Genomic DNA, 19,472 nt, shown 5'->3' on the forward strand with positions numbered 1-19,472 from the left:
CTTTATTCCTTTCCAGTAGAGATATGTTATAAAAAACGATACCATTTTTAAGAGATTTTTGTAAAAAGAAAAGGCTTATCGTAAGTGGAATGGATAATGAGGGGATTTTCAAGAAAGGGAATTTATGGTAAGAGAAAGGGCTATTCCTTATACTGTTGATAGGGAGTTTATTACACACCTGGGGAGAGATAAATATGGTTAGAAGTCCACTTTTTTTACTCATTTCTAGTATTATTTGCATATTGGTTGGGTTTTATATTCAATCAAGTTATATTGAAATTTTTGCATCAGTTATGGGCATTATTAATGTTTGGTTATTAGCGAGAGAAAAGGTATTGAACTTTTTATTTGGGATGATTACAGTTGCAGTATTTCTGTATATTTTTATTACGCAAGGCTTATATGCAATGGCAGTATTAGCAGTCTTTCAATTTATATTTAATATGTATGGTTGGTATTATTGGGTTGCACGTAGCGGGGGAGAAGAGGTAAAGCCGACAGTTCGTTTAGATTTGAAAGAATGGACTATGTATATAATCTTTATCGTAGTTGCTTGGATTGGTTGGGGATATTATCAAGTTCGCTATTTAGAATCGACAAGTCCATATTTAGATGCTTTAAATGCCGTATTAGGGTTAGTAGCTCAATTTATGCTAAGCCGAAAAATCTTAGAGAATTGGCATCTGTGGATTTTGTACAATATAGTTAGCATAGTGATTTATATTTCAACAGGCTTATATATTATGCTAATATTAGCTATTATTAATCTGTTTTTATGTACAGATGGTTTGCTAGAATGGAAGAGAAACTATAAACAACGAAATCATGTAGATAATTATATTTGAAAAATAATTGTAATCGAAAAACCCCTGAAGCGCATATGCTTCAGGGGTTTATTAATAGATTATAAGTTTATGCTTTTGTCATACCAAGCAATACAGCACCGCCGATAATTAAAACACTACCTAGTGCAATAAAGATCAGTTGACGTTTTGTTTTCTTTTCACCTAAGAAGACAATCGCACCAAATGTTGAGATAACGATTCCAGTTTGAGATAATGGGAAGCTTGTTGCTACTCCGACACGCGGTAATGAAAGAAGCAAGAATAAGTTTCCTGTTCCCCATAGTAAACCGGATAAAGCATTACGAATTGCGTATTTGTTAAAGGGTTTATGTTTAGATGTCAGTACAACCGCCCCAACAAACATACCAACTGCCTGTGGTAAAATAGCAGACCAACCATCGATATTATACCAACGAATAATAATTACATATACAAGATAGCCGAAAGTAGAAACAATTAAAGTAAGAAGTCCTTTTTTCAATTGTCCTGGTGGCTGTGCATTTTCTTTATCATCTAATGAAGTGAATACAACACCAACTACAATTAACAGGATTGCAATCGTTCCCAGAACAATCGTTGTAGTAGTAGTCCACTCACGAAAAGCGATAACTCCAAAGATAGAAGTTGCAACAAGTTGCATACCAGTGGAAATAGTTACAGTAGTTGAAACGCCTAGTTTTTCAACTGTTTTTAATTGGTTTACTTGTCCTAAAGCCCAGAATAAACCTGAAATAAAGCCAACAATCAAGACTGTCATTGTTAAAGCTGGTTGAGTAAATACATACATAATTGTTGCGAAGAATAGAGCACCGATTGTCATACCCACCGTTTGGCTATATGCACCACCGCCCATTTTTACGCTTACTAATAAGATGTTTCCCCATGCGATTGCAGGAAGAAGCGCTAATAAAATGTCCATTACAAGACTCCCTTCGGTTTTCTATACCAATATAATTACATATCGTTCTAACGATCGGTAATGCCCCACTAATAGAGTAGAAGATTACCGATCGCTAAAACAGGATGAAGAACTTACGATATAAATGCGTTTTCATTTCTTCATTTTTTGAAACACCTCCATATAATAACAGGAAATTGTCACTTTTAGAAAGTAAATTCAAATAGAATGTATATTTAAATAAAAAATAAGATTCAGTTATTTTATGGCAGTATATTTTATTTCTTAGGAAATAAAGAAGCAGCTTTTGTCGAAAGCTGCTTTAGGAAGTGGTAAGTCGCTTATTAATGAGTTGAATACATAATAAAAATAGAAGTGACATACTAATCGTTATGATGACAAGTGTCCAAGCGAGTTGCATATTACTTGCATCAATAGCCATATAAATTGCGGTTGGAATCGTCTGTGTTTTGCCGGGAATGTTTCCTGCAAACATTAAAGTAGCACCAAATTCACCGAGCGCGCGAACAAAGCTTAAAATCATACCGCTAAGTAGTGCGGGGAATGCAAGTGGGAGTGTAACGTGTAGAAAAACTTGATACTCACTTGCACCAAGGTCGCGCGCGCCATCTTCAATTTGTACATTTGCGATAGAAAATCCTGTTTTTGCTGATTGATACATGAGCGGAAATGCAACGACTGTAGAAGCAATGATAGCAGCAGTAGATGTGAACATAATGGACTGCTGAAATAATGATTCAATCCACTCTCCAATGGGACTATTATTTCCAAAAATGATAATGAGAAAAAAGCCGATAACAGTTGGCGGAAGTACCATTGGTAATAAGAAAATGGTTTCTAGTAGTACTTTATATCGCCACGAGGAGCGTGCTAACGCCCGTCCAATAATCGTTCCAAAAATCGTAACGATAATGGTGGCACATGCAGCTACTCGCAAGGATAGAAAAACAGGTGACAAAATGGTATCAAAGCTCATAGTAATTATGACAGGATTGTAAATCCATATTTCTTAAAGATAGATTGTGCATCTTTTGACTGCAAATACTCATAGAATGAAGTCGCCTCTTTCTTATGCTTAGATTCCTTTATAACACCTAAAGGATAGTGAATCGGCTCATGAGAATTAGCCGCTGCTGTCGCTCCAATTTTTACTTTGTCTGAAACGAGAGCGTCTGTTTTGTATACAATACCAGCATCAACATTACCTGTTTCTACATATGTTAACACTTGGCGAACATCTTTTGTAAATACGATTTTATTTTGAACGTCATTCCAAAGATTTTCATGTGTGAGAGAAGCTTTTGCATATTTTCCTGCAGGTACAGATTCGGGTGTACCAAGTGCGATTTTTTTGATTTTCTCATCTTTTAAATCTTGAAATTTAGTAAGAGAACTATCTTTAGGAACGACTAGAACTAGTTCGTTTCCAAGAAGGTTTTTCCCTTCTTTTTCATCAATGAATCCTTTTTTAACGAGGGTTTGGAATTTATCTTCTGCTGCAGAGAAGAATAAATCAGCAGGCGCACCTTGTTCAATTTGTTGTTGAAGTGCACCAGAAGCGCCGAAGTTAAAAGAAAGCTTAATATTTGCTTCTTTCTCTTTATATTGCTTTTCAATTTCTTTTAATGCATCTTGTAAACTTGCAGCAGCTGATATAGTAAGTTCTACTGTCTTTCCTTCTTTAGCAACTGATTTTTCTCTCTTTTCTCCGCTTGAACAAGCTACACTGAACATAAGAAGAAAAGAAAGTATAAGTACCCCAATGGACCGTAATGTAAATTTGTTCATAAAAAAATCCCCTTTCGTTTACCATATTAATTATAACTAATTATATTTAATTATAAATAGTTATAATTGAACATATTTAGAAATGTATGATTGTTTTTAAAAAATAGGAGAAATATTCTTTTCTTTGTTACAATGAAGGGAGAAAGTGAGGAAGCGTCTATGGATCATCATTCCTACACAACGGAAGAAGTAGCAAAGCGATTAAAAGTATCAAAATTAACTGTATACGACTTAATTAAAAAGGGCGAACTCCCTTCTTATAGGGTTGGTAGACAAATGCGCATTGATGCAGCGGATCTAGAACAATATATAAAGCAAATGAAAACAGGTAAGGTACAAGCTACTCCTGTAAAGAAGGACGAAATTAGTAGTTCGAATACAAGCATCATTAGTGGTCAAGAACTAACGTTAGATATGTTGGCAAAACATATAGAAAATCGTTTACCAAATTCTAATATATTAAGGGCGTATCAAGGTAGTTTAACGAGTTTAGTGAAGATGTACCAAGGAGAAGGAAGCGTCGTTAGTTTGCATTTGTTTGATGGCGAAACGGGTACATATAATGTTCCTTACGTAAAACGTATTTTAGTTGGACAACCATGTATTATGATTAATTTATTAGCAAGAAATGTTGGGTTTTATGTGCAAAAAGGAAATCCCAAAAATATAAAAACATGGGCTGATTTATCTCAGTCATCTATACGATTTGTAAATCGAGAAAAAGGTTCTGGTATTAGGGTGTTAGTGGATGAGCAATTGCGAATTCAAAAATTAAATAAAGAAGATATTAGCGGATATGAATGGATAGAATCAAATCACCTTGGTGTTGCCTCGCAAGTTGCGAATGGAAAGGCTGATGTTGGAGTAGGATCAGAAAAGTTTTCGCAAATTGTAAACGTAGATTTTATTCCGATAAGGAAAGAACAGTATGATTTAGTACTTCTGAAGAATAAAGAAAATGAGGAACTTATTGAGGTACTGAAAGAAGTTTTGCAATCTGAAGGGTTTCATAATGAATTAAAAGCAATTGGTGGATATGATATAAGCAAAACAGGCCAAATTATATATGAAACAAACTAAAAAGCTGCTTGTCTATAAGACGAGCAGCTTTTTCTATATATAAAGGGGTTTTGGGGAACAAATTGTTAAACGAGACTTTGAGCAAGTGCATAAATGAAAGCCGTAAGAAGAGCTGCTCCACTTGCAAGTCCGATAAAGTCTGATTTGTTAAAGGTAATACTGTTCATAATAATCTCTCCTTATTTGTTTAATGTAGTTGCAACAGCCTTTGCATCGACAAGTGCGGATAGCACCATGCCCATTGTATTTAAAAATTTATTAGATTTCATCTTGTTCATCATGCGTATCCGCTCCTTTTCGAATAGTTGTTGTTACCCTGTTTCTGTCTTTATTATATGAAAGATAGGTAGTAGCAACTATCGAATTAGCTTACGGTAGGATTACACTTTTGTAAGAAAAAAAGACATTCGTGTAAGAATGTCTTTTAAAGCATATTGATATGGTGGTGCTCCTCAATTGTTTTCAAAAAGCTACGCATTGAATTTGTCATGTAACTATCTTTACGACGTATAAAAACAGTTGAAATACTACCATATTTTTCAGGGATTGCATGACAGTGGACTTTCCCCGCCTTGGAAAGATGCTGAACGGCAGACTGCGGTACGAGTGTAATTCCGAGGCCGAGAGCAACACTGTTTAATATTGTTTCTAATATGTTAAATTCCATAATTCTTTTTGGAAGTAAACCTTCATCTTTCAGCCAACGCTCCAGCTTGGAACGGTATCCACACCCTTGGTTGAAAACGAGGAGCGGGGTTGTAGTGAATTCTTCTATATGAAAAGTTTTGTTATGTGTAACGAGCATAAGCTTTTCTGTACTAACATCATATTGCTCAATAAGTGGATGTTTAATCGGTCCTGATATAAAAGCACCGTCTAATTGATGCTCGAGCACTTCTTTAATAAGTTCTTCTGTTAAACCAGCCTGTAATGATAAGTCGACATTCGGGTATTGTTTGTAATAAGAAGAAAGAATAGTTGGCAACGTACTGACTGTTTCGACTGTACCGATTTTTAATATTCCAGAGGGTGTTTCGCTATCTAAAAATACTTGTTTTAGTTCTTCAACATCTTGCAAAATTTTATTGACGTAAACAAGCATTTTTCTACCTTCAGCCGTTAATGTCATACCTCGTTTATGGCGATAAAAGAGCGGCGTTTTTAGTTCGTTTTCTAATTGTTTAATACGTGCTGTTACGTTTGATTGTACGTAATTTAATTCTTTTGCTGCATTACTTACACTACCGTGTTCGGAAACGCTCTGGAAGATTTGTAAATCCCTTAATTCCATTTTATTCTCCTCCTTGATGTTAACTATCATTATAAATGATAGTTAACATCATTTTGAATCATTTTACGTGATATATTTTTTCTTTTACAATTCTCTTTGTGCTAATAGAGAGAGGTTTAAACAGAAGAGGGGGAGTACAGTGAAAAAAGGTCAAATGATAATAGGTGCTTTGGCATGCTTAATCGCAAGTATGTCATGGGGAGCAATGTTTCCTGTTGCTGATCATGCACTAGAATACATAGATCCATTTTATTTTTCATTCATTCGTTATGGAGCAGTAGCAATGGTACTGATTGTATTACTGTTGATGAAAGAAGGGAAGAAAGCATTTCATTTAGAAGGAAGAGGGAAATTACTCGTCTTTTTTGGAACGATGGCGTTTACTGTATATAATATGCTCGTTTTCTTAGGACAAATGTTAATGGGGAAACCCGGTGTAATGGTAGCTTCTATTATGGAGGCGCTTATGCCGATGATTTCGATTTGTATCTTATGGGGATATAAGCATATAAAACCGAAGAAGTATATGATAACAAGTATGGTTATCGCTTTCGTGGGAGCTGTATTTGTTATTACGAAAGGTGATATGAGTTTCTTTTTAACATTGAAAGATAACATGTTTTCACTAGCATTTATATTTGTCGGTGTTGTAGGATGGGTTATTTATACGATGGGTGGTCAAACGTGTAGCGATTGGTCAACGTTACGTTATTCAACATTGACATGTGTATTTGGTACAGCTGTCACAGGAATTATAACGATAATCATTACAGCGATCGGATATGTGTCAGTCCCAAGTATGGGAACGATTTCTGTTGTAAAATATGACCTATTATTTATGATGACATTACCAGGTATTGTAGCACTACTTGCTTGGAACTACGGTGTGAAAATTTTATCATCCATTAATGGTATTTTATTTATTAATTTTGTACCAATTACTACTTTAGTTATTATGATGATGCAAGGATATAGAATAACAACGTTTGATATAGTAGGAACATTACTTGTTATTACAGCACTTATTCGTAATAACGTCTGTCAGAGAAAAGAAGAAAATATAAATAAGCAAGTTTTACAAGAAGAGCAATTACGCCAAGCTGTTTAATAGGCAATACATTTGGAGGATTTTACATGTTAGAAAGTTTATTGTTTTTCTTTGCCGTTGGAATCGCTTGCGAGCTTGCAGCAATTAATCGAAATGGTCGTAAGAAGATAAAACAACAAGCTGAACTGATACAGCTTTTAAAAGAATTAAAAGAAAGAAAAATTTAAAAAGACGACCGGGCATAGACGGTCGTCTTCTTCTATATAAAGGGGAAAGGGGACACAAAGTTATAGGGTCGTAGCAGCGTAGATGAAAGCAGTAAGAAGAATCGAGCCGCTAGCTAGTCCTAAAAAATCTAATTTGTTAAAAGTGATGTTTTGCATAATACATTCTCCTTACTTGTTTAATGTAGAAGCAACAGCTTTTGCATCGATAAGAGCGGATAATACCATGCCCATTGTATTTAAGAAATTGTTCGTTTTCATTTTGTTCATCATATAGATCCGCTCCTTTTTTAATGGTTGTTGTTACTTTCTGACTTAATTGTATAAGATATTGGGGGAAGTCACTATCGAATTAGCTTACAGGAAAATTACACTTTTGTAAGAATTGAAATTTAACAATTAATACTTAATTTTATTACCAACTACTATAACTTAGTGTTATAATCGTTGTAAGAATATGATTCCACTTCGGATGTTTAGAAAGGAACGGAATGAATGTATAAACTAATTACATTTTCGTTGAAATATATATTTAAAACGGCTGGGAAAGTAGAAGTACAAGGGAGAGAGAAATTACCGGAAGGTGGCCCTTATGTTGTTGCTTGCACACATACAAGTTTTATGGACGTTTTAATGTTAGCAGCAGGAATGTATCCAACTCAAATTCATTACATGGCAAAAAAAGAATTGTTTGAAGGTAAATTTAAAAATTGGTTTTTTAAAAATGTAAATGCGTTCCCTGTAGACCGTGCGAATCCTGGGCCGAGCACGCTCAAAATTCCATCGCGTTTATTAAAAGAGGGAAAAGTAGTAGGGATTTTTCCAAGTGGGACGAGATCATCAGAAGACGTTTCATTAAAAGCTGGGGCTGTTACGATTGCAATGCGTTCTAACGTTCCATTGGTACCAGCAGCTTATGTTGGTCCATCAAGTATAAAAGAATTGATAAAAGGGAAAAAAGCGCAATTAGTTTTTGGGGATCCAATTCAAATCGATGCTGGAGAACAAGTAGATCGAAAAACGGCTATGAAAATGATGACAGATCAATTAAATGCAAAGTTTGAAGAACTAAAGGAAGTTTTACAGCCGAATCAAAAATAAGAAAAGACGACCGGGCATAGACGGTCGTCTTCTTCTATATAAAGGGGAAAGGAGACACAAAGTTTATACAAGCGTAGCAGCGTAAATGAAAGTAGTAAGAAGAATTGAGCCGCTAGCTAGTCCTAAAAAATCTAATTTGTTAAAAGTGATGTTATTCATAATACATTCTCCTTACTTGTTTAATGTAGAAGCAACAGCTTTTGCATCGATAAGAGCGGATAATACCATGCTCATTGTATTTAAGAAATTGTTCGTTTTAAATTTGTTCATCATATATATCCGCTCCTTTTCAAATGGTTGTTGCCCTGTTTCTGACTTAATTGTATGAAATATTGCGGAGAGTCACTATCGAATTAGCTTACAGGAAAATTACACTTTTGTAAGAAAAACGAATGAAGGTGTAATGATGAGAAGATTTGACATATGTTCATGTGATTTATTAAGTTAAAAGTAGAGGTGAGTGTATGGCTAATATTAAAGATATTGCAAAGATGGCTGGGGTTTCAGTTACGACTGTTTCGAGGGTGTTAAATGATCATCCGTATGTAAGTGAAGAAAAAAGGAAAGTTGTTTTAGAAATAGTTGAGAAATTGAATTACTCACAAAATGCAAATGCTGTTCATTTATCAAAAGGGAAAACGAATATTGTTGGTGTAATTTTACCTTATATTAATCATCCGTGTTTTGATGCGATGGTGGGTGGAATGATGGAAGTCGCATTAGCTCACAATTATCGAGTACTTCTTTGTCAAACGAATTACAACAAAAAAGAAGAAATGAAAAGCTTACATATGTTGAAAACAAAACAATTGGATGGCCTTATTATTTGTTCTCGTGCTAATGAGTGGGAAATTATAGAGCCGTACGCTACATATGGCTCAGTTATCGCTTGTGAGGAAAATGATATTGAAAGTATATCAAGTGTATATACAGATCATTTTAATGCTTTTCAATTAGGGATGAATCATCTTATTAATAAAGGCTATAAAAAAATTGGATATTGTACGGGAAGAAAGTTAGGGCCGAGTAGTAAAAAGCGCTTTGATGCTTACAAACAACAATTGCAATTAATAGATGAAGAAGTGATTGAAGATTGGATTTTTACAGAATGTTTTACATTGGAAGATGGCGTGAGAGTCGCGTATCAACTAAAAGAGATGGAGAATCCTCCTGAAGCATTAATAGTAGCAGGAGATGAAGTTGCTATTGGGATTATGACAGAAGTTAAAAAATTAGGTATAAAAGTTCCTGAAGATTTAGCGATTATAGGTTTTGATAATCAGCCAATTTCACAAGTATTACAACTGACAACTATTGATCAAAATTTAAAGGGAATAGGTAAAACAGCTTTTGAAATGTTTTATAGACAAGTAAGTGATGAGAGTTCAAAACAAGAAAAGGTGGAAATTCCTTATAGGCTTGTGGAACGCTCTACGGTTTAACTAGAATCCGTTATGTGTATAACCACGTAGCAGATTATTTTTTGAAATGTCTTTGACAGGAAACGCGTTTCATGCTTTATAAAGGAATTACACCGGTATGTAATAATCCATGGATTCTTTTCAAGTGTTAAAACAATGAATAGAATTTGGAGGAATATGCATGAATGAACTTTTATTAAGCATGAAAAAATACGTAGAGCATGACGAACAAATTTTAGCCTTTGTGATAGGGGTATTTGAGAAAGATGATTTTTCCTTATCTTATCGGCATGGAATCTTCGCTGCTACCACTAGGCGTCTCCTTTTTTATGGGGAATTCCCGTACTATCCTGTAACGTTTGAAGAGTATTCGTATTTGCATATAGGCGACATAGATTTACGTCCACATTTAGTCTTTACTTACAATCATGAAACGGTGACAGCTAAGTATATTCAGAAAGGTAATGTGGGACAATTTGCTCGAACAGTTAGAGCAAATATGAATAATTAATCAGACGTTTGTTTAAACATAATAACATTGCTATTATGAGAAAAAATGCGTAATAAAAACCACTTCTAAACCTCTAGGAGATAGTGATACAATGTCAAATGGGGGGAGGCATGAACTATGGTTAATCAACGTATGAAGGAAATCGCATTAATTACAATAGGTTCATTACTATTTGCAATTGGTATTAATTACTTCGCTATTCCAAACCGTTTATCAGAAGGTGGAATCATCGGTCTAACGGTTGTTACCTATTATTTATTTGATTGGTCACCAGGAATTGTGAATTTTGGTTTGAATGCAATTTTATTAGCTATTGGTTATAAATTTTTTGATAAGAAAACGATGGTTTATACAATTTTAGGGATTGTAGAAACATCTTTGTTTTTATATGTTACAGAACATATTGAGTATCAAGTGAACAGTGATACGCTATTAGCGGCTTTATTCGCTGGTGTATTTGTAGGTATCGGATTAGGTTGTATGTTCAAAGCTGGAGGTACATCAGGAGGATCAGCGATTTTAGCTCAACTAGCAAATCAATATTTAGGTTGGAGCGTTGGAAAAGGTGTACTTATTATTGATATCGTTGTAATCGCTGGTTCCGTATTTATAATAGGACAAGAAAAAGCGATGTATACGCTTGTTGCTGTATTTATCGGAGCGAAGGTAATTGATTTCATTGTAGAAGGAATGGACACGAAAACAGCTGTTACTATTATTTCGAACCAGCCGGATTTAATTCGTGAAACTATTACAAAGAACATGACACGCGGCGTTACTGTATTAGAAGGACGTGGCGGATATACTGGTAAGAATAAAGAAGTATTATATGTCGTTATTAATAAACAAGAGCTTGTGAAATTAAAGCAAGTTATTAGCCGGGTTGATGAAGATGCTTTCGTTGTCATTCACGATGTACGAGATGTACTTGGTGGCGGTTTTAAAGCAAGCTAAAGGATGAACGAGAAAATTCGTTCATCTTTTTTTAATTCTTACAAAAATGTAAGGGGAATGTAATGGGATTCAATGGTAATTTAAGCGTGTTCTCTTTAAAATGAGTTTAGAGAAGACTACGTGTATTCTGTAGAGGAGGAAGCTGAAGTATTATGAAAAAAAGGATCCTTATTATTGTAATAGCAATGGCGACTATATTAGTGTTATTGATACCGACAAAACTTGGACCGGTAATTGATAAATATAATCCGCTTTATAAAACGAAGGAATACTATACAATTGTAAATAGTATCGGGCAGCATCTAGGTGATGACTGGTATGAATATGAGTTTATTGCGTACGATGAAAAAGGTAGAAAACAGTAAAACATATGTTAAAGAGAGATGAGGCATTGAAAATCTTTGCAAAAGGGCGTTATGGTGAATCGGTAGAAGAGATTGAAGTTCAAAGTATTCCTGTGCAGGCGAAAAGTAAACTTTTAGAAATGAGATAATGATACAGAAGATAGGAAAGAACCCCCAGCCTATACAGGCTGGGGGTTCTCTATTATATAAAGGGGAAGGGGACACAAATTTGTAGTAGCATAAGTGAAAGATATAAGAAGAATTCGCTACTAGTAATTTGATTTTGTTAGGTGAATTTTCTTCTTATTTGATTCTCTTTCTGACTCTATTGTACGAAATATATGTAAGAGTAACTATCGAATTGCATTACAGTAGACTTACATATTTGTAAGGTATGTGTAATGTAATTCGATAGTTATTACCGAAAAACTTTAATACAATATAGATAGAAAGCTACAATATATTGCTTTCTGTCTTGAAATGATGAAGAATATTTGAAAACTAACTAACTATTAAATAGGCCTTATCGTTATTTTAGATAAGGCTCTTTTTTTTAATCTTACAACATTGTAAGGTTTACGTAAGCTAATTCGATGGCATATTTGTCATATTTTATTGCATAATAGAAATAAATAGTTGATTAGGGATATATTAAGAAGGGAGAAGAATGGGATGCGTAAAGAAGAAGTAGTGAAGTTTCCAATAAAAGATTTCTGTAGCTACTTTACTGTTGCTGTAGTATGTATTGGCTTATTTGATATCATAACAAATTTAATTGTTAAATAATATAGATTATAAAACCAAGAAGGGAATCCTTTCTTGGTTTTTTTATTAAAATGAGTATAAGAGGTGATAAGGATGTACTGGATTGATAGTCACATACATGTTGATCAATATAAGGATACAGAAAAAAGTAAATTAATTGAAGATGTGGAGCGAAGTGAAGAGATAAAGGGACTCGTTGCAGTATCGATGAATTATCAATCGTGCCAAGAAACTGTATCTTTAGCGAAACAATATCCTTTTATATATCCAGCGGTAGGTTTTCATCCAGAGCAGGCAATTCATAAAGAAGACTGTGAACAAATTTATAAACTAATTGAGAAGCATACAGAACAGATCGTTGCTATCGGTGAGGTAGGGTTGCCATATTATTTAAGACAAGAAAATAAAGATATTGATTTAGAGGCATATATAGAGGTATTAAAAAAATTCGTTGCACTAGCTAGTAAGTACAACTTACCAATTGTGTTACATGCAGTGTATGAAGATGCTGATATTGTATGTGATTTACTTGAAGAGTATGGAATTTCACGTGCACATTTTCATTGGTTTAAAGGAAGTGAAGAAACGATGGAGCGTATGATTAGCAACGGCCATTACATTTCCATTACACCGGATGTTTTATATAAGGAGAAAATTAGAAAAATTGTTTCATATTATCCTTTACAATATATGATGGTAGAAACGGATGGACCGTGGGAATTTCAAGAGGATACGATGACGCACCCTCATATGATTCGAGAGGTATTAAAAGAAATTGGTGTAATAAAAAACATACCTGTAAATAAAGTTGCAGAGCAAATATATGAGAATACAGTACGATTTTATTTAAAAAGACAAGAAAACCCCGAAGCCTAGTTACTTTGGGGTTCTTTAAGTTTCGCTTTACGATTCTAACTTTTTTGCACGTCTTAATAAAAGAATACAAACAACTACAATGATTCCAAGTCCAAGGAAGAACCCGTATTTTTTTACATAATTCATTACATCATTGATAGAAGTTGGTCTCTGGATGTGAATGCCATCTTTATTGGTAGTAATATGAATATCTTTCATGTTTACTTCGTTTGATTCTTTTTGTAAATCGATCCATTTTATGTTTGGGATACTTTCTAAGTTACTTACTACGTCATTAAAAGTTTCGACGCCTAAGTAAGGGTGATAGAAAGCACCAATTATTCCATCGGATAACTTTGTAATGGATTTTGCACGTTCGTTCATTTTAGCAGGGGTTTGTCCTTCTTCTATAAATCCTACTGTTTCAGGAATTAATTTCATACCATGTAAAAAGGATGGTGTACTTGTATAGGCGGGTGCATGCATTGATTTCCAGGTTGTATCGCCTAATTGTAATTGTCCTACATAAGTTGAGAAGTATTTTGCCAATATTTCATACCCTTTTTGGGACATTGTGTAATGAGGTGCTTCAAAAGCTACTGGATATAATTTAGCGTCTACAAGTTCCATGATTCCCTTTTCGACATGCTCCTTAATATACTTCTCTTCAAATATTTGTCCTTTTTGTACATACTCATTATAATCCTCTGGTGATTGGAAATCCTCTTTTGTTTTCGGTTTTTCACGTTTTGATTGGCGAATTGGTTGGTCAGCTTTTACATCCCAAAATTCAAATCCTTCCCCTGTTTCACTGTCATAAAATTGGTGGGTATACCCATGCATAATGATGGAAGCACCGTTATTTTGCATAAAGCGCAAAACATCCACTAACTCAGGTTTATCTTTTAAATGTATCGTTTTTCCCGTGCTTGGGTCTGTATAAACTGGAATTACAGTAATCATATAAGGAAGTTTTTTTTCTTTTAATAATTCAGCAATTGCTTTTAATTGTTTTATATCTGCAGCTGGATGAACGTCTTCAAGACGTAGGTAAGCGAGGGTCTTATTTGTTTCAGGTTTTTGTTGGAAGTAAGAAAAGAGCACTTCGCCAACATAATGAGATAGCCAATCAAAAAGGTTAGACGTTGCAACATAATATGATTCTTTTTGTTGTACGATTAGCGGGTGAGTACTGTCAGCACTTAAGGCAGAAGCAAGAATTGTTCCACTTGTATTAATTTCCTTGATTAATCGTTCTTCGTGTAACTCATTTTTTAGCTTGTTTTTTGGATATTCAATTGTGCGAGTTTTTAGCTCTGTTTCGTTCGATGTAATAAAAGAAAAGCGATTCGGTAGTTGTTCTACATTTTGACCGAGCGCGAGTACAGGTCCTGAAAAACGTTCTAGAAACTGTTTTGCTTCAGAAGAAAGCTCCTCTTGTTTCTCTCCTATGTAAACAACATGTGTATAAGTAGGTGAGTTAGTAGCCTTATTCATTTCTTTCACACTTTTCACTGTTATATTATTTGTAAAGTGTCCGATTTGGATATTAATAATCTGTATATTATTTGTGATTTGGTTGTTGTCTGAGCTGTATAAAATAAGGACGTGTGGTGTTTTTTTCGTTTGAGCGGATGTATGTATAGGGATGAGTAATAAAATGCTGAAAAAGAGTAGAAGCCATTTTTTCATGTAAGTATTCTCCTATTCAATATATAGAATTCAAATCACGATTATATATAAAAAGGTATATAGTTTATGTAATTTTATTTTATTCCGAAATTTACTATTTTAAACAAAAGAGAAATATTACATTTTTCATACAGTTTTACCATATATTTTTCACAAAATCAGTCTAAAGCAGGATGCTAACATATAGGCGTATTTGATATGATTGAAGAATAAGAGAATGATAGAATATAGGTAATTGTAAAGGCGAGGCTGAAAGGGGACAAATTTCAGCGGAGAAAGAGGTAGAGGTAGTGAAAAAATTCTTTGTAGGATTTTTAGTTGTTCTTGGGGTCTATTTGTATTTCCAAGGAAAGTCTGAAGGAATGGGGAAATTAATAAACGAGACAAGCTATGTGGATTCAGAAGAAGCAAAACAAATGAAACAAATTATTACAGAGGAAGCAAAGAAAGTAAATCTTCCTGAATGGATACCTCTTACAATTGCCGAACATGAAAGTCGTTTAAATCCGAGGAGTGTTGGAGATAATGGCACTTCATTTGGATTATTTCAGTTACATCGCGGTGGTGGACTTGCGCCAGATCATTTAACAGATGATCAATTGAAGGACCCACGTACGAATGCTCAAATCGCAGTGCCGCATTTAATGAAAGGGTATAAACGAGGGATGCAAAAAGGTTTAACTGATTTTGCATTATTAAAATATGTAGCAAATACATCTGGATGGCCGGGAAATTTAGGACCAGAGTGGACTGATAAAAATATGAAGTATAACGTTGGGCTAGAGGACGTATACTATCGAAATAAAGGTATAGTGAAAGAGTAGGTGCATTGGCACCTACTCTATTTTACCTACTTCTTTTAACAAGGAGATATGTAAAGAAATTAATGATTGAATATCATTCATGTTCGCTTTTCTTATTATAATACTCATTTTTCTTCACCTTTTGTCGCGAAATACTGTGCCAGCTGTATTTTCACATCTTCTAGTTTTGTAGAGACTTGTGGTATTTTATATCCGACATACAGTGGTGAAACGACGAAGCGTGGAACAACTTTACAAATAATCTTACCAGTAAGGTGGTAAAAGAATAAGTTGTAACTGCTACATCCTTTATGGAAATCGGTTAATATGTAACGAACAGTTTGCTGAATATAGCCAGCCATTGTATCAATATATTTCACATCTTCAATAATAATATTAAATTCGGTAAAACCAATAATTGGGCGCTCTGAAATATTGAGTTCAATGCGTTCATTTTTTTGTACAATGATACCTTGAAAGTGTTCATCTGTTACATTTTCGAGATAGTTTACATATTTCATACCAATAATTTGCATATGAGCATGATGCAAACTTCCGCCTGAAAATGGGCCATGATTTTTATATAAAATAACAGAAGTAAATTCATTACTTTGTTCTAATTCTAGCCACTGTTTAACGGAGAAGCGGATTAAGTTTTTCATATGTTCTCCTGTATAGGTTGCAATATGATCCTCACAATTATCCGTTTCAATGAGTACAGTTTGAAATGTATCTTTTAATGTAGGAAATTTATTTTTCAGCAAAGTCATAGTGCCTTCTGTTTGTAAAATATCAGTAAGATTTTCCGTGTCACAAAAAGGACAGGCTGTGTTTTTATTACGAATACTTTCCGGTTTTTGTTTGCTAATATCATTTAAAAAATAAAGTTGTTGTGTATCCATTTGTATATACCCCTTTAAAATATATGTGAAATTCCCGTCTAATACATTCGGGAAAAGGGGAGAGAAATCCTTTATGAGTAACAGCAAGAAAAAATAAAAGACAAGATATCCTCATTACAATAGGGTACCTTGTCTTTTATTTTTTCTGTAATAATGTGTACGGATAATATGGAGTATTTTCATTTTGTTTCTTTTTTCTATTTTTTATTGTGTATAAAGCGATGGCTGTACTTGCGATTACAAAAATGGCTTTCTTCATATTCGGTTACCCCTTTTATTTTTCGTTTAATTTTTGGCTAACTGCTTTTGCATCAATTAAAGCATGGAGAATCATTTTTACCATGTTCATCATATTCATTCACTCCTTTTTATAGTTCGTTTAGTTCTTTTACAACTGCTTGTCCGTTCACTAATACCTCAAAGATTGCTTTTATGACTTCTTTCATCATGATTGTTTCCTCTTTGTGTTTGTCTCTCTTGTTTACATCTTTATTGTATAGGGAGGCGTCTTTTCGTACTATCGCTTTCCATTACGTGAACATAACAGTTTTGTAAGATTTGATGTCACTTGTTGAAATGTTTAGTCTATCTTCATTATTTTCAGAAAAATGACTATTCAAACATGGAATGGGGAAGTATAATAAAGAAGTAAGTATAAAATTCCGTACGAAAGGAGTGAATGAGATGAAATGTTCTTTAGCTGCGCGTGCAAAATTTTTAGATTATATCTATTTTTGTCAGGCGATTTTTCATGATGTAGTTGCTAACGGGATACGTCTGCCCTTTTTTAGCAATTGCATAGTAGCTATTGAACGATAGAAATCTCTTCACCCATTTTGATAAACGTGTGAAAAGGGAGCTATTTGGCTTCCTTTTTCTATGCCAAAAACCATGGGGAACGTTTCTTTCCCATGGTTTTTTATATTGAAAGGAGTACGGAAAATGACAATTTGTAGTGTAAACAATATAACGAAATCATTTGGTGGAAACATCATATTTGAAAATATATCGCTTGAAATAAAGAACGGTGAACGTGTTGGTTTAGTTGGTCGTAATGGCAGTGGGAAGACAACAATCTTTCAACTTTTAACAGGAATTGAGAGTTTAGATGCAGGTGCCATTCATATGAAGAAAGGGACACGTATTGGTCATGTAGCGCAAATTCCAAAATTTGATAATGAAATGACTGTATATGATGTATTAAGTTCTGCCTTTAAAAAGGAAAAAGAATTGGAAATACAAATGCGTCAGTTAGAAAAAAGTATGGCAGAAGAACTAGAGCAAGCTTCTTTACAAAAGCTGATGGAGAAATATGGGGTGATACAAGAACAATTCGCATTTCTCGGTGGCTATGAAATAGAAGCAAATATTATGAAGGTGGCAAATGGTCTACAAGTGACGGAACTGTTTTCTCGAGCATTTACGGAATTAAGTGGCGGGGAACAGACGAAAGTAAGTCTTGCATATATGCTCCTGCAGAAGCCGGATTTACTTTTGTTAGATGAACCAACAAATCATCTAGATTTATTTGCAGTAGAGTGGCTAGAACAATTTTTAAAAGAATATACAGGAACAGTTATGGTCATTTCGCATGATCGCTATTTCCTTGATGAAGTTGTAACGAAAATTTTTGATTTAGAAGATGGAGAAATTCACGTATATCATACGAACTATTCACAGTTTGTTGAGGAAAAAGAAGAAAGATTGCTTCAAGAATTTCAAGCTTATCAAGAACAGCAAAAGAAAATAAAGAAAATGAAAGAAGCAATTAAGCGATTGCGGGAATGGGCAAATCAAGCAAATCCTCCGAATGAAGGATTGCATAAGAGAGCAAGAAATATGGAACGCGCATTAGAGCGTATGGAGAAACGAAAGAGACCAATTTTAGAAAGGAAACAGATGGGACTTCAGTTTGAAGGGCAAGAGAGAAGTGGCAAGGATGTTGTTGTAATGAAAGAGGTTAGTAAAGGGTTTGCTGACCGATCTTTATTCGAGAAAGCCAATTTGCATGTTCGTTTTCAGGAGCGCGCGGCCATCGTTGGTCGTAATGGCACAGGAAAGACTACGTTATTAACATTATTATTAGAAGAAATACAGCCAGATACTGGAGAAATTCGAATTGGTAGTAGTGTGAAAATCGGTTATTTATCGCAGCATGCGTATGGGAATATGAAGAATAATGTATTGGAAGCTTTCAGAGAGTGTGTAGCCGTAACAGAAGGAGAGGCAAGGCATATACTAGCTCGTTTCTTATTTTATGGGCCTGCTGTGTTTAAGAAGGTAACTCAACTTAGTGGCGGAGAAAAAATGAGGTTAAGGCTCGCACAACTTATGTATCAAGATGTTAACTTCCTTATTTTAGATGAGCCGACGAATCATCTTGATATTGAATCGAGAGAGGTGTTAGAAGAAGCCCTTGAACAATATAATGGCACTATTTTAGCTGTTTCACATGATCGCTATTTCTTAAATAAGTTATTTGAAAAGACATATTGGATTGATGAGCATAAATTATTTGAGTTTGCAGGGAACTATGCATGGGCTCGTCAAAAATGGGAAGAAAGAATTGAGAAACAAGTAGTAAAACAGAAGAGGCGAGAGATGAAAGTTGTAGAAGTAGCGCCTATAAAAAAGAAGGAGTCTAGGAATTTAGAGGAAATCGAAAACGAGTTAATGCATGTGGAAGAAGATATATACGCACTCGAATGTAAAATGGAACATGTAGTTGATGTTGAAAAGCTGGAACAATTGTACGAAGAAAAAACGAAAAAAGAGTTGTTACGAGCAGAGTTATATAATGAGCTAGAGAATATTGTGGAGTAGAGTGTGCTGAATGGAGCAAGTTATTTTCTCATATTTTGAGGGAGGGCTTGCTCTTTTTTTAGTATAACGAAACAAGAAATATTGGTATAATTTTCTTGTTATCATG

The 19,472-nt window shown here is 34.4% G+C and carries 22 protein-coding genes and 1 pseudogene; 13 read left to right on the forward strand and 10 right to left on the reverse strand.

Going from position 1 to position 19,472, the window contains the following annotated elements; translation table 11 throughout:
• The first annotated feature begins 194 nt into the window (after positions 1 to 194).
• Positions 195 to 845 carry a nicotinamide riboside transporter PnuC gene (gene pnuC, locus DJ93_RS13940; RefSeq protein ID WP_042981434.1) on the forward strand — a complete coding sequence of 217 codons (651 nt, stop codon included), beginning with the start codon at positions 195 to 197 and terminating at the stop codon, positions 843 to 845.
• A gap of 67 nt (positions 846 to 912) precedes the next feature.
• Here the strand turns inward: pnuC and DJ93_RS13945 are convergent, their stop codons facing one another.
• The 3 genes from DJ93_RS13945 to modA form a co-directional block, all read right to left on the reverse strand.
• Positions 913 to 1,764: a GRP family sugar transporter gene (locus DJ93_RS13945; RefSeq protein ID WP_000353549.1), complete on the reverse strand. Its 852-nt coding sequence runs from the start codon at positions 1,762 to 1,764 to the stop codon at positions 913 to 915.
• Between the two features lie 301 nt (positions 1,765 to 2,065).
• Positions 2,066 to 2,740 (reverse strand): molybdate ABC transporter permease subunit, encoded by a 675-nt coding sequence (gene modB / locus DJ93_RS13950; protein ID WP_042981436.1) that lies wholly within the window; start codon positions 2,738 to 2,740, stop codon positions 2,066 to 2,068.
• Between the two features lie 5 nt (positions 2,741 to 2,745).
• Positions 2,746 to 3,552: a molybdate ABC transporter substrate-binding protein gene (gene modA / locus DJ93_RS13955; RefSeq protein ID WP_042981437.1), complete on the reverse strand. Its 807-nt coding sequence runs from the start codon at positions 3,550 to 3,552 to the stop codon at positions 2,746 to 2,748.
• Positions 3,553 to 3,684: 132 nt separating this feature from the next.
• On the opposite strand from modA, the gene DJ93_RS13960 reads away from it, so the two are divergent.
• Positions 3,685 to 4,632: a substrate-binding domain-containing protein gene (locus tag DJ93_RS13960; protein WP_080743463.1), complete on the forward strand. Its 948-nt coding sequence runs from the start codon at positions 3,685 to 3,687 to the stop codon at positions 4,630 to 4,632.
• A gap of 65 nt (positions 4,633 to 4,697) precedes the next feature.
• On the opposite strand, the gene DJ93_RS30555 is transcribed toward DJ93_RS13960, so the two are convergent.
• Both DJ93_RS30555 and DJ93_RS13965 read right to left on the reverse strand, forming a co-directional pair.
• Positions 4,698 to 4,799: a DUF3948 family protein gene (locus DJ93_RS30555; RefSeq protein ID WP_080743464.1), complete on the reverse strand. Its 102-nt coding sequence runs from the start codon at positions 4,797 to 4,799 to the stop codon at positions 4,698 to 4,700.
• 257 nt (positions 4,800 to 5,056) lie between these two features.
• Positions 5,057 to 5,923, reverse strand: a complete 867-nt coding sequence (locus DJ93_RS13965) for a LysR family transcriptional regulator (RefSeq protein WP_042981439.1) — start codon at positions 5,921 to 5,923, stop codon at positions 5,057 to 5,059.
• 139 nt (positions 5,924 to 6,062) lie between these two features.
• Between DJ93_RS13965 and DJ93_RS13970 the strand changes: the two genes are divergently transcribed.
• Positions 6,063 to 7,031, forward strand: a complete 969-nt coding sequence (locus DJ93_RS13970; RefSeq protein WP_042981440.1) for a DMT family transporter — start codon at positions 6,063 to 6,065, stop codon at positions 7,029 to 7,031.
• Between the two features lie 26 nt (positions 7,032 to 7,057).
• Positions 7,058 to 7,198: a YrzO family protein gene (locus tag DJ93_RS13975; protein ID WP_042981442.1), complete on the forward strand. Its 141-nt coding sequence runs from the start codon at positions 7,058 to 7,060 to the stop codon at positions 7,196 to 7,198.
• A gap of 60 nt (positions 7,199 to 7,258) precedes the next feature.
• Here DJ93_RS13975 and DJ93_RS32200 read toward each other — a convergent pair whose 3' ends face one another.
• Positions 7,259 to 7,354, reverse strand: coding sequence for a DUF3948 family protein (locus DJ93_RS32200; protein ID WP_082183413.1), 96 nt, complete (start codon positions 7,352 to 7,354; stop codon positions 7,259 to 7,261).
• Between the two features lie 336 nt (positions 7,355 to 7,690).
• On the opposite strand from DJ93_RS32200, the gene DJ93_RS13980 reads away from it, so the two are divergent.
• Positions 7,691 to 8,296: a lysophospholipid acyltransferase family protein gene (locus DJ93_RS13980; protein ID WP_042981443.1), complete on the forward strand. Its 606-nt coding sequence runs from the start codon at positions 7,691 to 7,693 to the stop codon at positions 8,294 to 8,296.
• Between the two features lie 63 nt (positions 8,297 to 8,359).
• On the opposite strand, the gene DJ93_RS30570 is transcribed toward DJ93_RS13980, so the two are convergent.
• Positions 8,360 to 8,455 (reverse strand): DUF3948 family protein, encoded by a 96-nt coding sequence (locus tag DJ93_RS30570; RefSeq protein WP_073530339.1) that lies wholly within the window; start codon positions 8,453 to 8,455, stop codon positions 8,360 to 8,362.
• A 305-nt stretch (positions 8,456 to 8,760) separates the two neighbouring features.
• Here DJ93_RS30570 and DJ93_RS13985 point away from each other — a divergent pair, with 305 nt between their 5' ends.
• From DJ93_RS13985 to DJ93_RS14010, 5 genes and pseudogenes are all read left to right on the forward strand, one after another.
• Positions 8,761 to 9,738: a LacI family DNA-binding transcriptional regulator gene (locus DJ93_RS13985; protein ID WP_042981444.1), complete on the forward strand. Its 978-nt coding sequence runs from the start codon at positions 8,761 to 8,763 to the stop codon at positions 9,736 to 9,738.
• Between the two features lie 160 nt (positions 9,739 to 9,898).
• Complete coding sequence (locus DJ93_RS13990) at positions 9,899 to 10,228, forward strand: PH domain-containing protein (protein WP_042981446.1); 330 nt, start codon at positions 9,899 to 9,901, stop codon at positions 10,226 to 10,228.
• Between the two features lie 117 nt (positions 10,229 to 10,345).
• Positions 10,346 to 11,182, forward strand: coding sequence for a YitT family protein (locus tag DJ93_RS13995; RefSeq protein ID WP_042981447.1), 837 nt, complete (start codon positions 10,346 to 10,348; stop codon positions 11,180 to 11,182).
• 152 nt (positions 11,183 to 11,334) lie between these two features.
• A pseudogene (locus DJ93_RS14000) lies at positions 11,335 to 11,675 on the forward strand (YxeA family protein).
• Between the two features lie 709 nt (positions 11,676 to 12,384).
• Positions 12,385 to 13,167: a TatD family hydrolase gene (locus DJ93_RS14010; RefSeq protein ID WP_042981449.1), complete on the forward strand. Its 783-nt coding sequence runs from the start codon at positions 12,385 to 12,387 to the stop codon at positions 13,165 to 13,167.
• A gap of 27 nt (positions 13,168 to 13,194) precedes the next feature.
• Here DJ93_RS14010 and DJ93_RS14015 read toward each other — a convergent pair whose 3' ends face one another.
• Positions 13,195 to 14,838, reverse strand: a complete 1,644-nt coding sequence (locus tag DJ93_RS14015) for a polysaccharide deacetylase family protein (protein ID WP_042981451.1) — start codon at positions 14,836 to 14,838, stop codon at positions 13,195 to 13,197.
• Positions 14,839 to 15,128: 290 nt separating this feature from the next.
• Between DJ93_RS14015 and DJ93_RS14020 the strand changes: the two genes are divergently transcribed.
• Positions 15,129 to 15,662 (forward strand): transglycosylase SLT domain-containing protein, encoded by a 534-nt coding sequence (locus DJ93_RS14020; RefSeq protein WP_042981452.1) that lies wholly within the window; start codon positions 15,129 to 15,131, stop codon positions 15,660 to 15,662.
• A gap of 104 nt (positions 15,663 to 15,766) precedes the next feature.
• Here the strand turns inward: DJ93_RS14020 and DJ93_RS14025 are convergent, their stop codons facing one another.
• Entirely contained in the window at positions 15,767 to 16,543 is a 777-nt protein-coding gene (locus tag DJ93_RS14025; RefSeq protein WP_042981453.1) for a DUF4931 domain-containing protein, read from the reverse strand.
• Between the two features lie 136 nt (positions 16,544 to 16,679).
• Complete coding sequence (locus DJ93_RS14030) at positions 16,680 to 16,802, reverse strand: hypothetical protein (protein WP_042981454.1); 123 nt, start codon at positions 16,800 to 16,802, stop codon at positions 16,680 to 16,682.
• A gap of 425 nt (positions 16,803 to 17,227) precedes the next feature.
• On the opposite strand from DJ93_RS14030, the gene DJ93_RS33205 reads away from it, so the two are divergent.
• Together DJ93_RS33205 and abc-f are read left to right on the forward strand one after the other, a co-directional pair.
• The gene (locus tag DJ93_RS33205; protein ID WP_310593259.1) at positions 17,228 to 17,362 is read left to right on the forward strand and encodes an RAxF-45 family protein; all 135 of its coding nucleotides are present in this window, start codon (positions 17,228 to 17,230) and stop codon (positions 17,360 to 17,362) included.
• Positions 17,363 to 17,434: 72 nt separating this feature from the next.
• Complete coding sequence (abc-f, locus tag DJ93_RS14035) at positions 17,435 to 19,366, forward strand: ribosomal protection-like ABC-F family protein (RefSeq protein WP_181969223.1); 1,932 nt, start codon at positions 17,435 to 17,437, stop codon at positions 19,364 to 19,366.
• The last annotated feature ends 106 nt before the right edge of the window (positions 19,367 to 19,472 follow it).

The organism is Bacillus clarus, from assembly GCF_000746925.1.
In the GTDB taxonomy this organism is placed as follows: domain Bacteria; phylum Bacillota; class Bacilli; order Bacillales; family Bacillaceae_G; genus Bacillus_A; species Bacillus_A clarus.

Coding starts and splice junctions, on each gene's coding strand:
- pnuC (WP_042981434.1), top strand. CDS start 195: ATGGTTAGAAGTCCACTTTTTTTACTCATTTCTAGTATTATTTGCATA.
- DJ93_RS13945 (WP_000353549.1), bottom strand. CDS start 1,764: ATGGACATTTTATTAGCGCTTCTTCCTGCAATCGCATGGGGAAACATC.
- modB (WP_042981436.1), bottom strand. CDS start 2,740: ATGAGCTTTGATACCATTTTGTCACCTGTTTTTCTATCCTTGCGAGTA.
- modA (WP_042981437.1), bottom strand. CDS start 3,552: ATGAACAAATTTACATTACGGTCCATTGGGGTACTTATACTTTCTTTT.
- DJ93_RS13960 (WP_080743463.1), top strand. CDS start 3,685: ATGAAGGGAGAAAGTGAGGAAGCGTCTATGGATCATCATTCCTACACA.
- DJ93_RS30555 (WP_080743464.1), bottom strand. CDS start 4,799: ATGAACAGTATTACCTTTAACAAATCAGACTTTATCGGACTTGCAAGT.
- DJ93_RS13965 (WP_042981439.1), bottom strand. CDS start 5,923: ATGGAATTAAGGGATTTACAAATCTTCCAGAGCGTTTCCGAACACGGT.
- DJ93_RS13975 (WP_042981442.1), top strand. CDS start 7,058: ATGTTAGAAAGTTTATTGTTTTTCTTTGCCGTTGGAATCGCTTGCGAG.
- DJ93_RS32200 (WP_082183413.1), bottom strand. CDS start 7,354: ATGCAAAACATCACTTTTAACAAATTAGATTTTTTAGGACTAGCTAGC.
- DJ93_RS13980 (WP_042981443.1), top strand. CDS start 7,691: ATGTATAAACTAATTACATTTTCGTTGAAATATATATTTAAAACGGCT.
- DJ93_RS30570 (WP_073530339.1), bottom strand. CDS start 8,455: ATGAATAACATCACTTTTAACAAATTAGATTTTTTAGGACTAGCTAGC.
- DJ93_RS13985 (WP_042981444.1), top strand. CDS start 8,761: ATGGCTAATATTAAAGATATTGCAAAGATGGCTGGGGTTTCAGTTACG.
- DJ93_RS13990 (WP_042981446.1), top strand. CDS start 9,899: ATGAATGAACTTTTATTAAGCATGAAAAAATACGTAGAGCATGACGAA.
- DJ93_RS13995 (WP_042981447.1), top strand. CDS start 10,346: ATGGTTAATCAACGTATGAAGGAAATCGCATTAATTACAATAGGTTCA.
- DJ93_RS14010 (WP_042981449.1), top strand. CDS start 12,385: ATGTACTGGATTGATAGTCACATACATGTTGATCAATATAAGGATACA.
- DJ93_RS14015 (WP_042981451.1), bottom strand. CDS start 14,838: ATGAAAAAATGGCTTCTACTCTTTTTCAGCATTTTATTACTCATCCCT.
- DJ93_RS14025 (WP_042981453.1), bottom strand. CDS start 16,543: ATGGATACACAACAACTTTATTTTTTAAATGATATTAGCAAACAAAAA.
- DJ93_RS14030 (WP_042981454.1), bottom strand. CDS start 16,802: ATGAAGAAAGCCATTTTTGTAATCGCAAGTACAGCCATCGCTTTATAC.
- DJ93_RS33205 (WP_310593259.1), top strand. CDS start 17,228: ATGAAATGTTCTTTAGCTGCGCGTGCAAAATTTTTAGATTATATCTAT.
- abc-f (WP_181969223.1), top strand. CDS start 17,435: ATGGGGAACGTTTCTTTCCCATGGTTTTTTATATTGAAAGGAGTACGG.